Source organism: Pseudomonas lopnurensis, assembly GCF_015070855.1.
Taxonomy (GTDB): Bacteria; Pseudomonadota; Gammaproteobacteria; order Pseudomonadales; family Pseudomonadaceae; genus Stutzerimonas; species Stutzerimonas lopnurensis.
Genome location: NZ_JADDIX010000068.1, coordinates 30,600 through 46,935, shown reverse-complemented (window position 1 = coordinate 46,935; position 16,336 = coordinate 30,600). Strand labels below are relative to the sequence as shown.

Sequence of the window (16,336 nt, the reverse complement as noted above, 5' to 3'; positions counted from 1 at the left end):
GCTCATGCTGATCCGCGATACGCATCTGGCGGATCTGCCCGCCATCGGCGCGTTGCTCGCGCAGTTGGGCTATGCCGGCACCGAAGCCTTCCTCGCCGAGCGGCTGGCGCGGCAACTGAACCATCCGGACGCCGTGGTGCTGGTGGCCGAGCAGGATGGCCGCGTGCTGGGGCTGATCTCGCTGCACTTCATCGCGCAACTGGCCCTGGCCGGCGACTTCTGCCGCATCAGCTACCTGTGCGTCGACGCCGCCGCGCGTGCCGGCGGGATCGGCGCGGCGTTGGTAGCGGCGGCGCAGCAGCTTGCCGAGCAGCGCGGCTGCGATCGCATGGAGCTGCACTGCGACAGCCGCCGGGTTGCCGCCCATGCGTTCTATGCGCGCCTCGGCTATGAGGATGCACCGAAGTATTTGCGCAAGTCGCTGCGCTGATTAGCATGCCCGTTCGCCCCAGCGCTGCGCCCGCCAGCCGGCCTGTTCGGCCTCGGACAGAAAGGTCCAGGCGACAAAGCGGCTGCGCTTCTGTCCCTGGGCCATCTCCACCACGCGAATCCGCCGCGCGCCGAGGCGCTGCAGCCGCTTGTGCAGCGGCGCGACATTGGCGCCCTTGGAAACCAGCGTGCTGTAGCAGTAAGCCTGCGCTGTGAAGGCCGCGCTCTGCTCGGCCAGGCGCGCGATGAAGGCTGCCTCGCCACCTTCGCACCAGAGCTCGGCGGCTTGCCCGCCGAAATTCAGCGCCGGCAATTTTCGCGTGGGATCGAGCTTGCCGAGGTTGCGCCACTTGCGCTGGCTGCCGCTGCTGGCCTCGGCCTGGGAGGCATGGAAGGGCGGGTTGCAAAGGGTGACGTCGAAACGATCCTCGGGCAGCACCAGGCCTGCGAATATCTGCCGCGGCGCCGCCTGCAGCCGCAGTTCGACGGCCTTGTCGAGCCCGTTCGCCGCGACCAGGGTGCGTGCCGAGGCCAGCGCCGTGGCGTCGATGTCCGAGCCGGTGAAGCGCCAGCCATATTCGCGCTGGCCGATCAGCGGGTAGATGCAGTTGGCGCCGGTGCCGACATCCAGTGCGCGAACATGGGCACCCCGCGGAATCGCGCCGCCGTTGTCCTCGGCGAGCAGGTCGGCCAGGCCATGCAGATAGTCGGCGCGGCCGGGCACCGGCGGGCACAGGTAGCCCGGCGGGATGTCCCAGTGCTCGATGCCGTAGAACTGCCTGAGCAGCGCGCGATTGAACACCTTGACCGCGTCCGGGTTGGCGAAGTCGATGCTCTGCTTGCCGTACGGGTTGACGATGACGAAATCGGCCAGCTCCGGGCTGGCGGCGATCAGCGCCGGGAAGTCGTAGCGGCCGGTGTGGCGGTTGCGCGGGTGCAGTACGGCTTTGGCCGTTTCGCCGCCGGCGTGGCGGGGCGGCTTGTTCGGGGCTTTGCTCGGCATGGGAACGCGGGACGGTGATGGATCAGGCGCGCATTGTCCCATAAGCAGAGCGTATTGGTTTCATTGCCCGACCCTGCAGGAGCCAGGGGGCTGGCACCTACGGAGAGCGGTGGCGCGGCACCGCCAGCATCCACAACAATCCCCAGAGAAACGCCCCGGCACCCAGCCAGAACGCGCTGTGCAGGCTGCCGCCCATGTTCATCCAGACGCTGGTCAGCCAGGGGGCGGCGAGCTGGGTCAGGCTATAGAGGGCGATCAGCGCCGCCGACAGGCGCGGACCCTGGTGCGGATGCAGCGTACGCGCCAGACGCTGGGTCAGCAGTACCGTGCCGAGGAAGGTGCCGCCGACCAGTACCGCGCAGAGCAGGATGCCGCTGGCGCCGGGCAGCAGCAGCGCGGCCAGCACGCCGACCAGTTGGACCAGATAGCTCAGGCGCAGGGCGATGTCGTCACCCATGCGCACGCCGAGCCGGTTCCACAGCCAGGGCGAGGGCAGCGTCGCCAGCGCCACCACCAGCCAGCTGCCGCCGACCAGGAAATCGCCGGGCTCGGCCTGCAGGCGTGCGATCATCGGCAGGAAGGTCATCGGCAGGATGTAGCCCATGCCGGCACCGGCATAGGAGAGAAACAGCGGGGTACTGGCACGATCGAGCAACCTGCCGCTGGGCGGTGTCGTCGATGCCCGGGCCGACTCGTCGGGCGGCATGTCCAGTCGCGACAGCTGACGCCAGCCCCACCAGGCCAGCGGTATCGACAGCAGCGCCGCCGGCCACCAGCGCTCGGCGCCCTGCAGCATGCCGTCGCTCAGGCTCACCAGCAGGCTGGAGAGGATCAGCCCCACGCATACGCCGAGATAGACCAGGCCGCTGGACGAGATGCGCTGATGCCGCGCCAGCCATTCGAGGGTCAGCGACGGTGCCTGGACGAATACCAGGCCATTGCTGATGCCGTTGAGCAGGCGCAGTGCGGCGAGGGCATCGGCGGATTCGGCCTGGGTCTGCAACAGGCTGCTCAGCACATGCAGCGCCAGCGCCCAGGGCAGGCTGCGGCGGATCTGCGCCACGCGGTGCCAGCGCAGCGCGAGCAGCGCGCCGAGCAGATAGCCGAGGTAATTCCAGCTGGCGATGCTGGCGCCCTGTTGCACGCTGAGCAGGCCGTCCTCGACCAGCCACGGCAGCAGCGGGGTATAGACGAAGCGGCCGAGGCCGTGGACGACCAGCAGCAGGATGGCGCCGGCCAGCAGGACCGGAAACAGGGCGGGACGGTGGGGCATCATGAAGGCTTTTCGGAATGAGGGCCCGAGCTTAGCCGCTGGCGGCATCGGCGACCATGCCGCTTTAGTCGCCGTTGCCGAGCGCAGTGAGGCCCCAAAAGAGTGTGCATCGACGATATGCACAGCCGCAGCCAAGTCCCAACCGGCGGCCCGGTCCTGACCTGGGGTGAACACTGTACCCGCCGCATGCGCCGAGACCCGGCGGTGCGCGTAGCGCACGCAAAGGCCATGCCCCCGTTACGTGTTGCAGGGGCTTGGTGACCTGGCAGCCCGATGTTCGGGTGATCGGACACACGCCGGTAGGTTGGCGCTGCGCGCAGCGAAGCCCAACGGCTGGAATCGACAAACGTTCGGCGAGGCGGCGCTAGAGCGGAAACAGCAGCGGCACCAGCACTACCGAAACCAGCATCACCAGCAGCGTGAAGGGCACGCCGATACGCACGAAGTCGGCGAACCGGTAATGGCCCGGACCGAGCACCAGCGTATTCACCGGTGAGGAAATCGGCGTCATGAAGGCGGCCGAAGCGGCGAGGGCGACGATCATCGCGAACGGGTAGGGCGAGGCGCCCAGCTGTTCGGCCACCGACAGCGCCACCGGCGCCATCAGCACCGCGGTGGCGGTATTGGAGATGAACAGGCCGATCAGCGCGGTGAGCAGGAACAGACAGCCCAGCAGCGCACGGGGGCCGGCATCGCCGAACAGCTCGATCAGCCCGCCGGTGGCCAGGGCGATACCGCCGGTTTTCTGCAGCGCCAGCGCGAACGGCAGCATGCCGACGATCAGCACCAGGCTCTGCCAGTGGATGGCCTTGTAGGCGCTGTCCATGTCGATGCAGCGGAACAGCCCCATGACCAGGCAGCCGATCAGCGCGGCCAGCACGTTGGGCACCAGGCCGCTGACCATCAACGCCACCATCATGCCCAGGCCGAGCAGAGCGAAGGGCGCCTGGCTGGCGGCCGGGGCGACATCGTCCACTTCGGCCGGCAGGCTGAGCACCAGGAAGTCGCGGCTCATGCCCTGCAGGCGATGGATGTGCTTCCAGCTGCCGGCGACCAGCAAGGTGTCGGCCGGCTTGAGTTTCTCGTCAACCAGCAGGCCCTGCAGCGCCTCGCGGTTGCGCCGCAGGCCGACCACGTTGAGCTTGTGCCGGCTGCGAAAGCCCAGCGCCTGGATGGTCTTGCCCGGCAGGCTCGAATCGGGCGGCAGGGCGACCTCTGCCAGGCCCAGTTCGCGGGCGTGGTCGACATAGTAGGAACTGGCCAGGTGCAAGGGTTCCAGGCCGAGTTCGTCGTAGGCGCCGAGCAGGCCGATCGCCGGGCTGGCCAGGTCCACCAGCAGCACGTCGCCGACGAACAGCTCGGTATTGCCGGTGGCGATCAGCAGCAGGTTGCGGAAGCGATGCTGGCGTTCGACGGCGATCACGTTGATGCCGTACTGCGTGCGCAGTTGCAGTTCGTCCAGCGCCTGGTTGGCCAGGACCGAGCCCGGCCGCACGCGCAGGCGCCGCTCGCGCTCGGACAAGCGATAGTCGCGAGCCAGGTCGGCCAGGGTATGGCGCGGCACCAGCGCCGCGTGGTCATCGGTACCGCCGAGCCAGCGCCGCGCCAGGAGCATGTAGCCGATGCCGAGCAGGAGGATCGCCAGGCCGATCGGGGTGAAGTCGAAAAAGGCGAAACCGTCCAGCCCGGCGCGCCGCAGTTCGCTGGCCACCACCAGATTCGGCGGGGTCGCCACCAGCGTCAGCATGCCGCTGATCAGCCCGGCGAACGCCAGCGGCATCATCAGGCGTCGCGGGGAGACCTTCATCCGCGCGGCGATGCCGAGCACCACCGGGATGAAGATCGCCACCACGCCGGTGGAGCTCATCACCGAGCCGAGCCCCGCGACCGCCAGCATCAGCAATATCAACAGGCGGGTTTCGTTGCTGCCGGCGGTGCGCATCAGCCAATCGCCCAGGCGATAGGCGATGCCGGTGCGCACCAGGCCGTCGCCGATGACGAACAGCGCGGCGATCAGCACGACGCTGGGGTCGCTGAAACCGGCCAGGGCCTCCGGGACGCTGAGCACGCCCGAGAGCGGCAGGGCGACCATGGCCAGCAGCGCGACCACGTCCATGCGCGGCCTGTTGACGATGAACAGGCCGACGCAGACGGCCAGCAGGAATAGAACCAGGAGCAGGTCGCCGTTCATGCGAATTCAGGGATAGGCGAGAATGGATTTGATGCGCGGCAGGTTGCGTTCGATCCAGCCCCTGTCGATGGCGCCCCAGTCGCGGATGGCGTAGTGGCCGGCATTGTGCCGTTCGCCATCGTCCTGCTGGAAGCTGCAGTCGATGTCCAGCTCGGCGAGGGCGGCGAGCGTGTCCTGGGCGGTGCGCCGGGGCATGCCGGTCGCCGCCATCAGCGCCGGGACGCTGGTGGCGGTGCCGCTGTCGATCAGCCAGGCGACATAGAGCCGGCGGTAGAAGCTGGTTTTGGTCTTGCTGGTGGTCATGCCGGGATCCTTGCCAGGTCGTTGAGAGCGCCGCACGGGCTTCGACGACCTGACAGGGCGGCACGAGGCCGATCAGCCCAGGGCGAGCATGCCCATGTAGGTCGCTGCGCCGGCAGTGTAACCGAGGAAGGCCAGCAGGCTGACCCGCTTGACGTACCAGGTGAAGCTGATCTTCTCCATGCCCATGGCGGCCACACCGGCTGCCGAGCCGATGATCAGTGTGCTGCCGCCGGTACCGGCACAGTAGGCGAGCATTTCCCAGAAATTGCCGTCGACGACGAACTGCGACAGCCAGCCGGTTTCGCCTGCGGCTGCTGCGGCGAGTAGCGTTTCGCTGACCAGCGGGTACATCTTCATCGCACCGGCCACCAGCGGCACGTTGTCGACCACGGCCGACAGCAGGCCGATGGCGTAGTTGATCGCGTAGATGTTGCCCAGCGCCTCGCGCAGCCCGCCGGCGACCTGAGTCAGGTGGCCGGCCGTGGCAAGGCTGGAAACCGCCAGCAGGATGCCGAGGAAGAACAGCACGCTGGGCGTGTCCACCTTGCGCAGTACGCCGACCACCGAGAGTGGGTGCTTGTCCTCGGCATTCTTGCCGCGGTGGATGAGCTCGGTGGTTATCCAGAGCACACCGAGGCCGAAGAGGATGCCCATGTACGGCGGCAGGTGGGTGACGGTCTTGAATACCGGGACGAAGAGCAGCGAACCGAGGCCGAGAGCCAGCACCAGATTGCGTTCGAACGCGGTGGTAACCGGCGGCTGCTTTTCCGCCAGGTGCGCTCGGGCCCGCGGGCGGGGAGCTTCACCGTGCAGGCGGACGCTGAGAATCAGCAGCGGGACCAGCAGGCAGACCAGGCTCGGCAGGAACAGGCCGACGATGATGCCGCTGGCGGTGATCTGCGTGCCGATCCAGAGCATGGTGGTGGTGACGTCACCGATCGGCGACCAGGCGCCGCCGGCGTTGGCGGCGATCACGACGATGCCGACATAGAGCCAGCGTTCGGGACGGCCTCGGATCAGCTTGCGCAGCAGCGAGACCATGACGATGGTGGTGGTGAGGTTGTCCAGCACGGCCGAGAGGAAGAAGGTGATCAGGCCGACGATCCACAGCAGGTGCACGCGCTTGCGGGTCTGGATACGGTCGGTAATGACCTTGAAGCCTTCATGGGAATCGATCAGCTCGACGATGGTCATCGCCCCGAGCAGGAAGAACAGGATCTCCGATATCTCGCCGAGATGGTGGCGCAGCGCCTCGACCACCACCGCCGAGGAATCCGCCGGGCCATGGCTGCCGGGCTCCAGCAGCGGCAGGATCTGGTCCGCGCCCAGCACCAGGACGGTCCAGGTGAGCACCGCGGTGAGGATCGCGGCGGCGGCCTTGTCGATTTTCAGGGGATGTTCGAAGGCTATGCATAGATAGCCTATGACGAACACGACAGCCATGAGTGCATACATCGCGGAGACTCCATCTAGAGAAACCTTGCCGGGCCTGCGGGCGCGATGACGCAGGCCCGGCGGCTGGCGGGCTGCCGAGTACGATTGGCTGTGCGAGGTGAAACAAGTCGGGACCGGGGTGCGGGGCAGTTGCCTGCCGCTGGGAATCGGTTCGCGCACAAGGCGGGGTGCCTACAGGCACTGCGCTTCGCGGCAAGGGCTCATTTCGTATCGTCGCGCTGTTCGCGTTGGCTTCTAACGGCCTGCCAGTTTGTTAATGGGTATTTCACGAGCGGCATAGTGTATCAGTGTCGTCTGCAATAACTTGTCATCAATCAATAGGCGGCGAATCAGTAAAAAGGCCAGCATCGTTGGATGCTGGCCTTTGCCGATTACAGCGTCGCGATACGCTCGCGCTGTTCCAGGAGCCTGGCTCTGGCCTGTTCGGCCTCGGCCAGTTTGGCGCGCTCCTTGTCGATCACCTCGACCGGCGCCTTGTCGACGAAGGCGGCGTTGCCGAGCTTGCCGCCGACGCGCTTGACCTCGCCGTCCAGGCGGCCGATCTCCTTGTCCAGCCGCGCCAGTTCGGCGTCCTTGTCGATCAGGCCGGCCATCGGCACCAGCACCTGCATGTCGCCGACCAGCGCGAGCGCCGACAGCGGGGCCTCTTCGCCGGCAGCCAGGATGCGCACGCTTTCCAGCTTGGCCAGCTTTTTCAGCAGCGGCTCGTTTTCGCCGAGGCGACGCTGGTCGGACGCCGAGACGTTGCCCAGCACCACGTCGATGCGCTTGGCCATGGAGATGTTCATCTCGCCGCGAATCTGGCGGATGCCCAGCATGAACGCCTTGACCCACTCGATGTCGCCCTCGGCGGCCTCGTCGAGACGCTCGGGATCGAGCTCCGGCCAGGGTTGCAGCATCAGCGTCGGGCCGGACTTGCCGGCCAGCGGCGCGACGCGCTGCCAGATTTCCTCGGTGATGAACGGCATGAATGGATGCGCCAGGCGCAACGCGGTCTCCAGCACGCGTACCAGGGTGCGGCGGGTGCCGCGCTGGCGGTCGGCGCTCGCGCTTTCATCCCAGAGTACCGGCTTGACCAGCTCCAGGTACCAGGCGCAGTACTCGTCCCAGATGAATTCGTAGAGGGCCTGGGCGGCCAGGTCGAAGCGGAAGGCTTCCAGCTGGCGGGTCACTTCGGCCTCGGTGCGCTGCAGGGCGGAGATGATCCAGCGGTCCACCGGGGACAGTTCGACCGGAGCGCCGGCCGCCGGCTCGTCGGCGGTGCCGGTGTCCTTGCCTTCGGTGTTCTCGAAGACGAAGTTGGCGGCGTTCCAGATCTTGTTGCAGAAGTTGCGGTAACCCTCGACGCGGCCCATGTCGAACTTGATGTCGCGGCCGGTGGAGGCCAGCGAACAGAAGGTGAAGCGCAGCGCGTCGGTGCCGTAGCTGGCGATGCCTTCGGAGAATTCGGCGCGGGTCTGCTTGGCGATCTTCTCCGCTAGCTTGGGCTGCATCATGCCGCTGGTGCGCTTGGTCAGCAGTTCGTCCAGGGTAATGCCGTCGACGATGTCCAGCGGGTCGAGCACGTTGCCCTTGGATTTGGACATCTTCTGGCCCTGGCCGTCGCGCACCAGGCCGTGGACGTAGACGGTCCTGAACGGAATCTGGCCGGTCAGGTGGGTCGACAGCATGATCATCCGGGCGACCCAGAAGAAGATGATGTCGAAGCCGGTGACCAGCACGTCGGTGGGGTGGAAGGTCTTGAGGAAGTCGGTCTGCTGCGGCCAGCCCAGCGTAGAGAAGGTCCACAGGCCGGAGCTGAACCAGGTGTCCAGCACGTCCTCGTCCTGGCGCAGCGACTCGTCGTTGCGGATGCCGTGCTTCTTGCGCACTTCGCTCTCGTCGCGGCCGACGTAGACGTTGCCGGCCTCGTCGTACCAGGCCGGGATGCGGTGGCCCCACCAGAGCTGACGGCTGATGCACCAGTCCTGGATGTCACGCATCCAGCTGAAGTACATGTTCTCGTACTGCTTGGGCACGAACTGGATCTCGCCGCTTTCCACCGCGGCGATGGCCTTCTCGGCCAGCGGCTTGGTGGAGACGTACCACTGGTCGGTCAGCCAGGGTTCGATGACGGTGCCGGAGCGGTCGCCGCGCGGTACTTTCAGCGCGTGGTCATCGATCTTCTCCAGCAGGCTCATGGCCTCGAACTCGGCGACGATGGCCTTGCGCGCGTCGAAGCGGTCCATGTGCGCGTAGCCGTCCGGCAGGCTGGCGTCGACCTTGTCGTTCAGCGTGCCGTCGATGTTGAACACCTGGGCGCGCGCCAGCACGCAGGCGTTCTGGTCGAAGATGTTGATCAGCGGCAGGTTGTGGCGCTTGCCGACTTCGTAGTCGTTGAAGTCGTGGGCCGGGGTGATCTTCACGCAGCCGGTGCCGAACTCGCGGTCGACATAGTCGTCGGCGACGATCGGGATCAGGCGATTGACCAGCGGCAGCATGACGTGGCGGCCGATCAGGTCCTTGTAGCGCTCGTCCTCGGGATGCACGGCGATGGCAGCGTCACCGAGCATGGTTTCCGGGCGGGTGGTGGCGACCACCAGGTAATTCCTGCCGTCGGCGGTGCGCGCATCATCGGCCAGTGGATAGCGCAGGTGCCAGAGGTGGCCCTTCTCGTCGTGGTTCTCCACTTCCAGGTCGGAAATGGCGGTGTGCAGCTTGGTGTCCCAGTTGACCAGGCGCTTGCCGCGATAGATCAGCCCGTCCTCGTGCAGGCGTACGAAAGCTTCCTTGACCGCCTCGGAGAGGTCAGGGTCCATGGTGAAGCGTTCGCGCGACCAGTCCACCGAGGAGCCCAGGCGGCGGATCTGCCGGGTGATGTTGCCGCCGGACTGCCCCTTCCACTCCCAGACCTTTTCCAGGAATTTCTCGCGGCCGAGGTCATGACGGCTCACGCCCTGGGCGGCCAGTTGGCGCTCGACCACCATCTGCGTGGCGATGCCCGCATGGTCGGTGCCCGGCTGCCAGAGGGTATTGCGGCCCTGCATGCGGCGCCAGCGGATCAGTGCATCCATGATCGCGTTGTTGAAGCCATGGCCCATGTGCAGGCTGCCGGTGACGTTCGGCGGCGGGATCATGATGGTGTAGGGCACGCCTGCGCCCTGGGGTGCGAAGTAATTGTTCGATTCCCAGGTCTGGTACCAGGAAGTCTCGATGGCGTGCGGCTGGTAGGTCTTGTCCATGCGGCGGGACCCTTAGAACGGCTGGTCGGAAAAACGGGCAAGTATAAAGGCAAACGGTCGTCACGTTTTTACGGCGGTGCATTTTTACTGCCGATGTGCCTGCCGGGCGATCCGCCCGCGTGCCTGTTGCGCGAGTCAGGACCTGGGCGCGCGGATCAGCCTGTCGAGCCGGCTTTCCAGGCGACGCTTGAGTTCGGCCTCGATCTGCGGCACGAAATCGTCGATCACCTCCTGCAGGATCAGGTTGGCCGCGGTGCGCAGTTCGTGGTCGATGTGTCGTTCGGCGAGCGAGCGAAAGGCGCTGCGTACGCTGGGCTCGCGTGATTCGTTCGCGACCGCGGTGCCCGTTGGCGCGGCAGGCGCAGGCTCGATGATGTCGGACAGCAGCGGAATGGTGTCGGGGTCCAGCGCTTCGCCTGCTGCGGACGTGTCCTGGAAATCGTCACCGAGCAGGGCGCGGATGGACTCCAGGTCGCTGAGCAGCTCGGCGGGTTTGTTCGGGGTTTTCGGTGCCATCTGAATGCTTCCGGGGCTTGGGCGGCTAGAGTTCGACCCGTTTAGGATCATAGCCTTGCCGTCGGTACAGGCGGAAATTGTCCCGGCAGACGGTCAGCAGTTGCGGTTCCTGGTTGACGATTTCGATGACCCGGCTGAACTGGTCGATATGGGACGAGAGCGTCGGCGCGAGGTTGACCAGCAGCCCCTGCGTGGCCTGCGGCGGCTGTTCCACGCCGATGACCACCGGTGCCTGCGGATCGTCGGCGTGCAGTTCGTGGGGGATGAAGCGCTCGGCGCGAAAGCTCCAGAGCAACTCGTCGAGCTGGCTGGCTTGCGCGTCGTCGCTGCAGCGGATGAAGACCCGCATGCCGTGCTGCCAGCCCTTGGCCGCGAGCTGGCAGGCCGCCCGCAGGCGGCCGAGCGGATTGGCGTCCGGCAGTACATAGAACTCGATGCGCGTCATGGACGTGCTCCGTCATGGCCGGGCAGACAAAGGCTGCGCCGGCCATGGCGTTCATGCACGACGGTTGCGCGCATCTCAGTTGGCTCGGTCCAACAGGTACTGGGTCAGCAGGGGCACGGGACGGCCGGTGGCGCCTTTCTCCTTGCCGCCGCTGATCCAGGCGGTGCCGGCGATATCCAGGTGCGCCCAGGGATATTTCTTGGTGAAGCGCGAGAGGAAACAGGCGGCGGTGATGGTACCGGCCTTGGGGCCGCCGATGTTGGCGATGTCGGCGAAGGGGCTGTCCAACTGTTCCTGGTACTCGTCGAACAGCGGCAGTTGCCAGGCGCGGTCGGCGGCATTCTCGCCGGCGCTCAGCAGTTGTTGCGCCAGCTCCTCGTCGTTGCCGAGCAGCCCGGAGGTGTTGCTGCCCAGGGCGACGATACAGGCGCCGGTCAGGGTGGCAACGTCGATCACCGCGCGGGGCTCGAAGCGCTCGGCGTAGGTCAGCGCATCGCACAGCACCAGGCGGCCTTCGGCGTCGGTGTTGAGGATTTCCACGGTCTGCCCGCTCATGGTGGTGACGATGTCGCCCGGGCGGGTCGCGCCGCCGCTGGGCATGTTCTCGGCGCAGGCCAGCAGGCACACCAGGTTGATCGGCAGCTGCAGTTCGAGCACGGCCTTGAGGGTGCCGAGCACGCTCGCGGCGCCGCACATGTCGTACTTCATCTCGTCCATGCCGAGGCCCGGCTTGAGGCTGATGCCGCCGGTGTCGAAGGTGATGCCCTTGCCGACCAGGGCGTAGGGCTTGTCGCCCTTCTTGCCGCCGTTGTATTGCAGGGCGACGATGCAGCCCGGCTGATCGCTGCCCTGGGAAACGGCGAGGAACGCGCCGGCGCCCAGCTCGCGCAGCTTCTTCTCGTCGAGCACCTCGACCTTGAGGCCCTTGTAGGCCTTGCTCATCTGCTTCGCCTGATCGGCGATGTAGGTCGGGTGGCAGACGTTCGGCGGCAGATTGCCGAGGTCGCGGGTGAAGGCCATGCCGACGGCGATCGCCGAGGCCTCGCGGGTCGCACGCGCGATCGCGGCTTGCTCGGATTTGTCGCACAGCAGGATGATCTTCTGCAGCGCGCGCGGGTCGGCCTTCTTGCTCTTGAAGCGATCGAACACGTATTGGCCGTCGGCTAGAATTTCCACCAGCAGGCGGGTGCGGGCATAGCTGTCGCGGCCCTTGACCTGCACATCCTGCAGGGCGAACGCGGCGTCGCCGCCGCCGAGGTTCTTGATCGCAGTCAGCGCGGCATTGACCACCTTGCGCCATTGGCGGGCGTCGAGCTCATCCGCCTTGCCGGTGCCGACCAGCAAAATGCGCTCGGCCTTGAGATTCGGCAGGCCGTGCAGCAGCAGGGTCTGGCCCGGCTTGCCCTGGATGTCACCGCGCTTGAGCGCCGCGCCGAGCGCCCCACCGCTGGCACTGTCGACGCTCTGGGCGACGCTGCCAAGGACGCAGTCCTCGCCCAGCGGCAGAATCAGGGTGGCGGTCTTCTGTGTGGAGGCTTTGGCGCTTTTGACAACGAATTCCATGACGTGGTGTCCCCAAGACAAAGAGTCGGGTTTGCAGGATAATGCCGGGCTTATTTTTCCGGTGGTTCGCCTGTTCGGTCGTTGCTGACGACTGCGCTAGGCTGGAAACGTTGCGATCGACTGCGCTTGTCAGTGATCGCGGCGACGCGGCCATCCGCGTCCAGCCGGTTCGCTATTACCTATTTCCAACGGTCTGCTGCGGCGGGCCGGCAACTGGCGGCTAGTTTGAGCGTTGCCGCCAGAGCCTGACAACCCTGGAGTGTCTGGTTTGATCGTCTTTCGTTACCTGTCCCGAGAGCTGCTGGTCACCATGAGCGCGGTCAGTGCCGTGCTGCTGGTGATCATCATGAGCGGCCGTTTCATCAAGTATCTGGCCCAAGCCGCCCAGGGGGTGCTCGATCCGAGCGTGTTGCTGCTGATCATGGGCTTTCGTCTGCCCGGCTTCCTGCAGCTGATCCTGCCGCTCGGCCTGTTCCTCGGCATCCTGCTGGCCTATGGGCGGCTCTATCTGGAAAGCGAGATGACCGTGCTCTCCGCCACGGGCATGAGCCAGCGCCGCCTGCTGGCCTACAGTCTGGCGCCAGCGGCGCTGGTGGCCGCATTGGTCGGCTGGCTGAGCCTTGGCCTGGCGCCGCAGGGCATCGCCGAAGTGGACCGCATCCTCAACCAGCAGGATTCGCTGACCGAGTTCGACACCCTGGTGCCGGGGCGCTTCCAGACCCTGCGCGGCGGTTCGCGCGTGACCTACACCCGCGAGCTGTCGGCGGATCGCAGCGAACTGGCCGGCGTGTTCATTTCCGAGACCAACGTGTCGCGGCAGACCGGCAAGGAGGGCAGTCTTTCGGTGCTGGTCGCCGAGAGCGGCCGCCAGGAAATCCAACCCGACGGCAGCCGTTACCTGATCCTGGAGAACGGCTACCGCTACGACGGCAACCCCGGGCAGGCGGACTACCGGGCGATCCAGTACGACACCTACGGCGTGCTGTTGCCCAAGCCGGAAGTGAGCATGGAGCTGAGCGAGCGCGAGGCGCTGCCGACCCGCGAATTGCTCGGCAGCCAGAACGTTCGCCACCAGACCGAGCTGCAATGGCGGCTCTCTTTGCCGCTGCTGGTGTTCGTCGTCACCGTGCTCGCCGTACCGCTGGCCAAGGTGAATCCGCGCCAGGGCCGCTTTCTCAAGCTGCTGCCGGCGATCCTGCTGTACATGACCTACCTCGCCCTGTTGATCGCGGCCCGTGGCGCGCTGGACAAGGGGCGCATCCCGATGGCGCTGGGGCTGTGGTGGGTGCACGGGGTGTTCCTGGCGATCGGCCTGCTGCTGCTGTACTGGGAACCCATCAGGCTGCGAATGAACAAGCGGCGCGCGCAGCTGGAGGTGGCTCGTGGTTAAGCTCGATCGCTACATCGGTATCCATGTCTTTCTCGCCATCCTCAGTGTGCTGGGGATCATCGTCGGGCTGGCGCTGCTGTTCGCCTTCATCGACGAGCTGGGCGATGTCGAGGGTAGCTACAGCCTGTTCGATGCGCTGCAGTACGTCCTGCTGACCTCGCCGCGGCGGCTCTACGAGATGCTGCCAATGGCGGCCCTGATCGGCTGCCTGATCGGCCTCGGCACGCTGGCCAGCAGTAGCGAACTGACCATCATGCGCGCGGCCGGGGTCTCCCTGGGTCGCATCGTCCTGGCGGTGATGAAGCCGATGCTGGTGCTGCTGGTGGCGGGCATTCTGATCGGTGAATACGTCGCGCCCTGGAGCGAGGACATCGCCCAGGCCCAGCGTTCGCTGGCGCAGGGTGCCGGTGAGGCGCAGAGCAGCAAGCGCGGCCTGTGGCATCGGCAGGAAAACGAATTCGTGCACGTCAATGCGGTGCAGCCGGGGGGCGTGCTGGTGGGAGTGACGCGTTACCGCTTCGACGAGGAGCGGCGATTGCTGTCGTCGAGCTTCGCCCGGCGCGCGAGTTATCAGGGCGACCACTGGCAGCTGCAAACCGTATCGACCACGCATTTTCGCGGCGATCACACCGAGGTGTTGCAGGCGCCCGAGGAGCGTTGGGACGTGCAGCTGACGCCGCAGCTGCTCGGCACGGTGGTGATGGAGCCGGAGGCGTTGTCCATCACCGGCCTGTGGCGCTACATCCACTACCTGGGCGAGCAGGGCTTGAACAACGGGCGCTACTGGCTCGCCTTCTGGACCAAGGTCCTGCAGCCGGCGGTCACCGTTGCGCTGGTGCTGCTGGCGATCTCGTTCATCTTCGGGCCGCTGCGTTCGGTCACGCTCGGGCAGCGGATCTTCACCGGCGTGGTGGTCGGTTTCGTCTTCCGCATCATCCAGGACCTGCTCGGGCCGGCGAGCCAGGTATTCGGCTTCTCGCCGCTGCTCGCCGTGGTGCTGCCGGCAGGCGTCTGTGCGCTGATCGGCGTCTGGCTGCTGCGGCGGGCGGGGTAAGAGCAGCGGCAAGCTTCAAGCTGCAAGCGGCAAGAAAGGCCCGCCGGGAGCGCATCCCCGCTTGCAGCTTGCAGCTATTTCTTATGGATATTCTTCGGCAACTGCACGGCCTGGCTCTCGGAATAGATGTCGTGCCAGGTCCGCTTACGCTTGTCCCAGAGCATCCACCAGTAGCCCAGTCCCAGGCACAGCCAGGAGAGCAGGGCGATCAGAAAGCGCAGCAGTGCCTGCCAGAGATCGATGGCGCTGCCGTCGGCGTTCTGGATGCGAATGCCCCAGACCTGCATGCCCAGCGTCTGGCCGTTATGGGTCCAGAACTTGGCGAAGAAGCCGAACAGGCTGAACAGCAGCAGCGTCGAGAGCACGGGATCGATATCCAGCCCGCCAGCGTCGGCGAGGGCCTTCAATTGTTCGCTGCCGTATAGCAGGCGCAGCAGAACCTGCTGATAGAACAGTGTCACCACCATCATCAGGGCGATGCACAGCAGGCTGTCGTAGAAGAGGGCGGCAAGTCGGCGCGCCAGGCCGGCGGCGGGAAATTGGCCCTGCGGGCTCAGCTGGTGTTTGCGCATTGCATGTCTCGATGAATGGGGGGTGGGGCATTTTAGGGTCTGTTGCCATTTCGTTCACGGCCCGAAGGGTTGCGCGGCAAATGGCGCCATGCGGCGTTGCGGGACTTGGCAAGGGAGCGACCATTACCGGCGTCCCGCGCCTGCGGAACGCCGCCCGACCTGGCGCCATTTGGCGCAGTAACGCGGCTCGCGACGAAGTGGCAGCAGCCCCTAGGGAATCGCGTGCATAAAAAAGCCCCTGATGTCGCCATCAGGGGCTTTTCGGAGCGGAGGCTCAGCCCAGGATCTGAACCTGGTCGGCCTGCATGCCCTTTTGACCTTGCACGGCGACGAAGCTGACCTTCTGGCCTTCTTTCAGGCTCTTGAAGCCGTTGCCTTCGATCGCGCGGAAGTGCACGAACAGATCCGGACCGCTCTCGGGAGTGATGAAACCAAAACCTTTCTCGTCGTTAAACCACTTGACGGTACCGTTCTGACGATTCGACATGTCTTTGTATCCTTGAAACTCAAAAGTAGAATTGCCCCTGCAATGGCAGGAAGCTGGAACTGGTTGCAAAGAGTAAGAGAGTCGAGCGGAGTAGCGGATCTGAAGATCTACTGCACCAGGTCACGATTCAACAGCGACCCATGCAAACACAGTGGGCACACTCTACGATAACTCACCGGGCAATGCCAACCCCTCGGAGCCATAGAATTTGCCCTGTTCAGGCGCGCCATTCGGCGCTTTTGAGGTGACCGCGCCCCGCCGATTCTGCGGGCGATGTCACGGGCCGGCTGCGCCGATATCGGTGCGACAGCCTGCGAATACATGGTGATGCCAGATCGTTTTGCCGGTGAAGCGTCGAGTCCGCGCCTTGGCGAGGATTCGGGTAAGCCTGGTGCCAGGTGCAGCCTCGCTATGGCGTGCCGGCTTCGTGCGCA

14 protein-coding genes are annotated in these 16,336 nt (G+C 65.9%); 3 read left to right on the top strand and 11 right to left on the bottom strand.

Annotated features, from left to right (window positions below; genetic code table 11):
- Positions 1 to 4: 4 nt before the first annotated feature.
- Positions 5 to 430, top strand: coding sequence for a GNAT family N-acetyltransferase (locus IN820_RS13365; RefSeq protein WP_193681424.1), 426 nt, complete (start codon positions 5 to 7; stop codon positions 428 to 430).
- Here IN820_RS13365 and rlmF read toward each other — a convergent pair whose 3' ends face one another.
- The 9 genes from rlmF to IN820_RS13320 all read right to left on the bottom strand — a co-directional run bounded on the left by rlmF (position 431) and on the right by IN820_RS13320 (position 12,399).
- Positions 431 to 1,432: a 23S rRNA (adenine(1618)-N(6))-methyltransferase RlmF gene (gene rlmF / locus IN820_RS13360; protein WP_193681423.1), complete on the bottom strand. Its 1,002-nt coding sequence runs from the start codon at positions 1,430 to 1,432 to the stop codon at positions 431 to 433.
- Positions 1,433 to 1,529: 97 nt separating this feature from the next.
- Complete coding sequence (locus IN820_RS13355; RefSeq protein WP_193681451.1) at positions 1,530 to 2,705, bottom strand: YbfB/YjiJ family MFS transporter; 1,176 nt, start codon at positions 2,703 to 2,705, stop codon at positions 1,530 to 1,532.
- Positions 2,706 to 3,069: 364 nt separating this feature from the next.
- A complete protein-coding gene (locus IN820_RS13350; protein WP_193681422.1) occupies positions 3,070 to 4,896 on the bottom strand; it encodes an SLC13 family permease in 1,827 nt (608 codons plus the stop codon).
- A gap of 6 nt (positions 4,897 to 4,902) precedes the next feature.
- On the bottom strand, positions 4,903 to 5,199 hold the full coding sequence (locus IN820_RS13345) for a winged helix-turn-helix domain-containing protein (RefSeq protein WP_193681421.1): 297 nt from the start codon (positions 5,197 to 5,199) through the stop codon (positions 4,903 to 4,905).
- A gap of 72 nt (positions 5,200 to 5,271) precedes the next feature.
- On the bottom strand, positions 5,272 to 6,654 hold the full coding sequence (nhaD, locus tag IN820_RS13340) for a sodium:proton antiporter NhaD (RefSeq protein WP_193681420.1): 1,383 nt from the start codon (positions 6,652 to 6,654) through the stop codon (positions 5,272 to 5,274).
- Positions 6,655 to 7,025: 371 nt separating this feature from the next.
- Positions 7,026 to 9,875 (bottom strand): valine--tRNA ligase, encoded by a 2,850-nt coding sequence (locus IN820_RS13335; protein WP_193681419.1) that lies wholly within the window; start codon positions 9,873 to 9,875, stop codon positions 7,026 to 7,028.
- A gap of 135 nt (positions 9,876 to 10,010) precedes the next feature.
- The gene (locus tag IN820_RS13330; protein ID WP_193681418.1) at positions 10,011 to 10,391 is read right to left on the bottom strand and encodes a DNA polymerase III subunit chi; all 381 of its coding nucleotides are present in this window, start codon (positions 10,389 to 10,391) and stop codon (positions 10,011 to 10,013) included.
- Between the two features lie 25 nt (positions 10,392 to 10,416).
- Positions 10,417 to 10,836, bottom strand: coding sequence for a DNA polymerase III subunit chi (locus IN820_RS13325; protein ID WP_193681417.1), 420 nt, complete (start codon positions 10,834 to 10,836; stop codon positions 10,417 to 10,419).
- Between the two features lie 75 nt (positions 10,837 to 10,911).
- Entirely contained in the window at positions 10,912 to 12,399 is a 1,488-nt protein-coding gene (locus IN820_RS13320) for a leucyl aminopeptidase (RefSeq protein ID WP_193681416.1), read from the bottom strand.
- A gap of 268 nt (positions 12,400 to 12,667) precedes the next feature.
- On the opposite strand from IN820_RS13320, the gene lptF reads away from it, so the two are divergent.
- Together lptF and lptG are read left to right on the top strand one after the other, a co-directional pair.
- Entirely contained in the window at positions 12,668 to 13,789 is a 1,122-nt protein-coding gene (gene lptF / locus IN820_RS13315) for an LPS export ABC transporter permease LptF (protein WP_193681415.1), read from the top strand.
- Entirely contained in the window at positions 13,782 to 14,843 is a 1,062-nt protein-coding gene (gene lptG, locus IN820_RS13310; RefSeq protein ID WP_193681414.1) for an LPS export ABC transporter permease LptG, read from the top strand. Before lptF ends, lptG begins: the two co-directional genes overlap by 8 nt.
- Positions 14,844 to 14,917: 74 nt before the next feature.
- Here lptG and IN820_RS13305 read toward each other — a convergent pair whose 3' ends face one another.
- Positions 14,918 to 15,415, bottom strand: a complete 498-nt coding sequence (locus IN820_RS13305; RefSeq protein ID WP_193681413.1) for an RDD family protein — start codon at positions 15,413 to 15,415, stop codon at positions 14,918 to 14,920.
- A gap of 274 nt (positions 15,416 to 15,689) precedes the next feature.
- On the bottom strand, positions 15,690 to 15,902 hold the full coding sequence (locus tag IN820_RS13300) for a cold-shock protein (RefSeq protein ID WP_003298189.1): 213 nt from the start codon (positions 15,900 to 15,902) through the stop codon (positions 15,690 to 15,692).
- Positions 15,903 to 16,336 lie beyond the last annotated feature (434 nt).